Here is a 4,030-nt window from a genome sequence, read left to right on the forward strand (position 1 = left end):
CCGTCGTAGAGGGTAACAACCCCGTAGTCGAAACTTCGTTCTCTCTTGAATGTATCCTGAGTACGGCGGAACACGTGAAATTCCGTCGGAATCTGGGAGGACCATCTCCCAAGGCTAAATACTCCCTAGTGATCGATAGTGAACCAGTACCGTGAGGGAAAGGTGAAAAGCACCCCGGAAGGGGAGTGAAAGAGATCCTGAAACCGTGTGCCTACAAATAGTCAGAGCCCGTTAATGGGTGATGGCGTGCCTTTTGTAGAATGAACCGGCGAGTTACGATCCCGTGCRAGGTTAAGCTGAAGAGGCGGAGCCGCAGCGAAAGCGAGTCTGAATAGGGCGTTTAGTACGTGGTCGTAGACCCGAAACCAGGTGATCTACCCATGTCCAGGGTGAAGTTCAGGTAACACTGAATGGAGGCCCGAACCCACGCACGTTGAAAAGTGCGGGGATGAGGTGTGGGTAGCGGAGAAATTCCAATCGAACCTGGAGATAGCTGGTTCTCCCCGAAATAGCTTTAGGGCTAGCCTTAAGTGTAAGAGTCTTGGAGGTAGAGCACTGATTGAACTAGGGGTCCTCATCGGATTACCGAATTCAGTCAAACTCCGAATGCCAATGACTTATCCTTAGGAGTCAGACTGCGAGTGATAAGATCCGTAGTCAAGAGGGAAACAGCCCAGATCGCCAGCTAAGGTCCCAAAGTGTGTATTAAGTGGAAAAGGATGTGGAGTTGCTTAGACAACTAGGATGTTGGCTTAGAAGCAGCCACCATTTAAAGAGTGCGTAATAGCTCACTAGTCGAGTGACTCTGCGCCGAAAATGTACCGGGGCTAAATACACCACCGAAGCTGCGAATTGATACCAATGGTATCAGTGGTAGGGGAGCGTTCTAAGTGCAGTGAAGTCAGACCGGAAGGACTGGTGGAGCGCTTAGAAGTGAGAATGCCGGTATGAGTAGCGAAAGACGGGTGAGAATCCCGTCCACCGAATGCCTAAGGTTTCCTGAGGAAGGCTCGTCCGCTCAGGGTTAGTCAGGACCTAAGCCGAGGCCGACAGGCGTAGGCGATGGACAACAGGTTGATATTCCTGTACCACCTCTTTATCGTTTGAGCAATGGAGGGACGCAGAAGGATAGAAGAAGCGTGCGATTGGTTGTGCACGTCCAAGCAGTTAGGCTGATAAGTAGGCAAATCCGCTTATCGTRAAGGCTGAGCTGTGATGGGGAAGCTCCTTATGGAGCGAAGTCTTTGATTCCCCGCTGCCAAGAAAAGCTTCTAGCGAGATAAAAGGTGCCTGTACCGCAAACCGACACAGGTAGGCGAGGAGAGAATCCTAAGGTGTGCGAGAGAACTCTGGTTAAGGAACTCGGCAAAATGACCCCGTAACTTCGGGAGAAGGGGTGCTTTCTTAACGGAAAGCCGCAGTGAATAGGCCCAAGCGACTGTTTAGCAAAAACACAGCTCTCTGCGAAGCCGTAAGGCGAAGTATAGGGGGTGACACCTGCCCGGTGCTGGAAGGTTAAGGAGAGGGGTTAGCGTAAGCGAAGCTCTGAACTGAAGCCCCAGTAAACGGCGGCCGTAACTATAACGGTCCTAAGGTAGCGAAATTCCTTGTCGGGTAAGTTCCGACCCGCACGAAAGGTGTAACGATTTGGGCACTGTCTCAACCAGAGACTCGGTGAAATTATAGTACCTGTGAAGATGCAGGTTACCCGCGACAGGACGGAAAGACCCCGTGGAGCTTTACTGTAGCCTGATATTGAATTTTGGTACAGTTTGTACAGGATAGGCGGGAGCCATTGAAACCGGAGCGCTAGCTTCGGTGGAGGCGCTGGTGGGATACCGCCCTGACTGTATTGAAATTCTAACCTACGGGTCTTATCGACCCGGGAGACAGTGTCAGGTGGGCAGTTTGACTGGGGCGGTCGCCTCCTAAAGTGTAACGGAGGCGCCCAAAGGTTCCCTCAGAATGGTTGGAAATCATTCGTAGAGTGCAAAGGCATAAGGGAGCTTGACTGCGAGACCTACAAGTCGAGCAGGGACGAAAGTCGGGCTTAGTGATCCGGTGGTTCCGCATGGAAGGGCCATCGCTCAACGGATAAAAGCTACCCCGGGGATAACAGGCTTATCTCCCCCAAGAGTCCACATCGACGGGGAGGTTTGGCACCTCGATGTCGGCTCATCGCATCCTGGGGCTGTAGTCGGTCCCAAGGGTTGGGCTGTTCGCCCATTAAAGCGGTACGCGAGCTGGGTTCAGAACGTCGTGAGACAGTTCGGTCCCTATCCGTCGTGGGCGTAGGAAATTTGAGAGGAGCTGTCCTTAGTACGAGAGGACCGGGATGGACGCACCGCTGGTGTACCAGTTGTTCTGCCAAGGGCATAGCTGGGTAGCTATGTGCGGAAGGGATAAGTGCTGAAAGCATCTAAGCATGAAGCCCCCCTCAAGATGAGATTTCCCATAGCGTAAGCTAGTAAGATCCCTGAAAGATGATCAGGTTGATAGGTTCGAGGTGGAAGCATGGTGACATGTGGAGCTGACGAATACTAATAGATCGAGGACTTAACCATATAATATGWAGCAATGTTATCTAGTTTTGAARGAATATGCCTTCATAGTTTGGTGATGATGGCAGAGAGGTCACACCCGTTCCCATACCGAACACGGAAGTTAAGCTCTCTAGCGCCGATGGTAGTTGGGACCTTGTCCCTGTGAGAGTAGGACGTAATGATGGCAGAGAGGTCACACCCGTTCCCATACCGAACACGGAAGTTAAGCTCTCTAGCGCCGATGGTAGTTGGGACCTTGTCCCTGTGAGAGTAGGACGTTGCCAGGCAAATGGAGGATTAGCTCAGCTGGGAGAGCACCTGCCTTACAAGCAGGGGGTCGGCGGTTCGATCCCGTCATCCTCCACCATTTAGCCGACTTAGCTCAATTGGTAGAGCAACTGACTTGTAATCAGTAGGTTGGGGGTTCAAGTCCTCTAGTCGGCACCAGAAAATCATGGCGGTTGTGGCGAAGTGGTTAACGCACCGGATTGTGGCTCCGGCATTCGTGGGTTCGATTCCCATCAGTCGCCCCATTTTTTCTTAAAATATTAATATGCGGGTGTGGCGGAATTGGCAGACGCACTAGACTTAGGATCTAGCGCCTTTGGCGTGGGGGTTCGACTCCCTTCACCCGCACTTTTAATAAAATATCTCAAACATGTCTTGCGGAAGTAGTTCAGTGGTAGAATACAACCTTGCCAAGGTTGGGGTCGCGGGTTCGAATCCCGTCTTCCGCTCCAATTTTCAATATGACANACATGTCTTGCGGAAGTAGTTCAGTGGTAGAATACAACCTTGCCAAGGTTGGGGTCGCGGGTTCGAATCCCGTCTTCCGCTCCAATTTTCAATATGACATGCCGGGGTGGCGGAACAGGCAGACGCACAGGACTTAAAATCCTGCGGTGGGTGACCACCGTGCGGGTTCGACCCCCGCCCTCGGCACCATATGCGCCCGTAGCTCAATTGGATAGAGCGTTTGACTACGGATCAAGAGGTTAGGGGTTCGACTCCTCTCGGGCGCGCTTTTATTAACGGGAAGTGGCTCAGCTTGGTAGAGCACCTGGTTTGGGACCAGGGGGTCGCAGGTTCAAATCCTGTCTTCCCGATATTMCMAAAAACATGGGGCCTTAGCTCAGCTGGGAGAGCGCCTGCCTTGCACGCAGGAGGTCAGCGGTTCGATCCCGCTAGGCTCCACTTATTTTAATATCATTTATGGCGGTGTAGCTCAGCTGGCTAGAGCGTACGGTTCATACCCGTGAGGTCGGGGGTTCGATCCCCTCCGCCGCTACCATAAAGGACCTTTAGCTCAGCTGGTTAGAGCAGACGGCTCATAACCGTCCGGTCGTAGGTTCGAGTCCTACAAGGTCCACCACTAAAGGTTTATATCTCGGAGGTATACCCAAGTTCGGCTGAAGGGATCGGTCTTGAAAACCGACAGGCGGCGAGAGTCGCGCGGGGGTTCGAATCCCTCTACCTCCTCCATTTTT

13 tRNA genes and 2 rRNA genes (1 of these 15 only partly in view) are annotated in these 4,030 nt (G+C 52.4%); all 15 read left to right on the forward strand.

The features are described 5' to 3' along the window. Positions 1–2,564 (forward strand): 23S ribosomal RNA (locus ASE54_RS20785) (it extends 358 nt beyond the left edge of the window). A gap of 150 nt (positions 2,565–2,714) precedes the next feature. After that, positions 2,715–2,830: ribosomal RNA gene (rrf, locus tag ASE54_RS20790) — 5S ribosomal RNA — on the forward strand. Positions 2,831–2,834: 4 nt separating this feature from the next. Continuing rightward, positions 2,835–2,910, forward strand: a tRNA-Val gene (locus tag ASE54_RS20795). Positions 2,911–2,914: 4 nt separating this feature from the next. Next, positions 2,915–2,990 (forward strand) — tRNA-Thr (locus ASE54_RS20800). A 10-nt stretch (positions 2,991–3,000) separates the two neighbouring features. Beyond that, positions 3,001–3,076 (forward strand) — tRNA-His (locus ASE54_RS20805). 22 nt (positions 3,077–3,098) lie between these two features. Further along, a tRNA-Leu gene (locus ASE54_RS20810) sits at positions 3,099–3,179 on the forward strand. A 29-nt stretch (positions 3,180–3,208) separates the two neighbouring features. Next, positions 3,209–3,283 (forward strand) — tRNA-Gly (locus ASE54_RS20815). A 25-nt stretch (positions 3,284–3,308) separates the two neighbouring features. Beyond that, positions 3,309–3,383 (forward strand) — tRNA-Gly (locus ASE54_RS20820). A 16-nt stretch (positions 3,384–3,399) separates the two neighbouring features. Beyond that, a tRNA-Leu gene (locus tag ASE54_RS20825) sits at positions 3,400–3,488 on the forward strand. Positions 3,489–3,491: 3 nt separating this feature from the next. Continuing rightward, positions 3,492–3,565 (forward strand) — tRNA-Arg (locus tag ASE54_RS20830). A 10-nt stretch (positions 3,566–3,575) separates the two neighbouring features. Continuing rightward, positions 3,576–3,649 (forward strand) — tRNA-Pro (locus tag ASE54_RS20835). 15 nt (positions 3,650–3,664) lie between these two features. Continuing rightward, positions 3,665–3,737: transfer RNA gene (locus ASE54_RS20840), tRNA-Ala, on the forward strand. Positions 3,738–3,757: 20 nt separating this feature from the next. Continuing rightward, positions 3,758–3,834: transfer RNA gene (locus tag ASE54_RS20845), tRNA-Met, on the forward strand. Between the two features lie 4 nt (positions 3,835–3,838). After that, positions 3,839–3,915: transfer RNA gene (locus tag ASE54_RS20850), tRNA-Ile, on the forward strand. Positions 3,916–3,932: 17 nt separating this feature from the next. Further along, positions 3,933–4,025: transfer RNA gene (locus ASE54_RS20855), tRNA-Ser, on the forward strand. The last annotated feature ends 5 nt before the right edge of the window (positions 4,026–4,030 follow it).

This window comes from Bacillus sp. Root131 (genome assembly GCF_001429475.1).
Lineage (GTDB): Bacteria > Bacillota > Bacilli > Bacillales > Bacillaceae_G > Bacillus_A > Bacillus_A thuringiensis_S.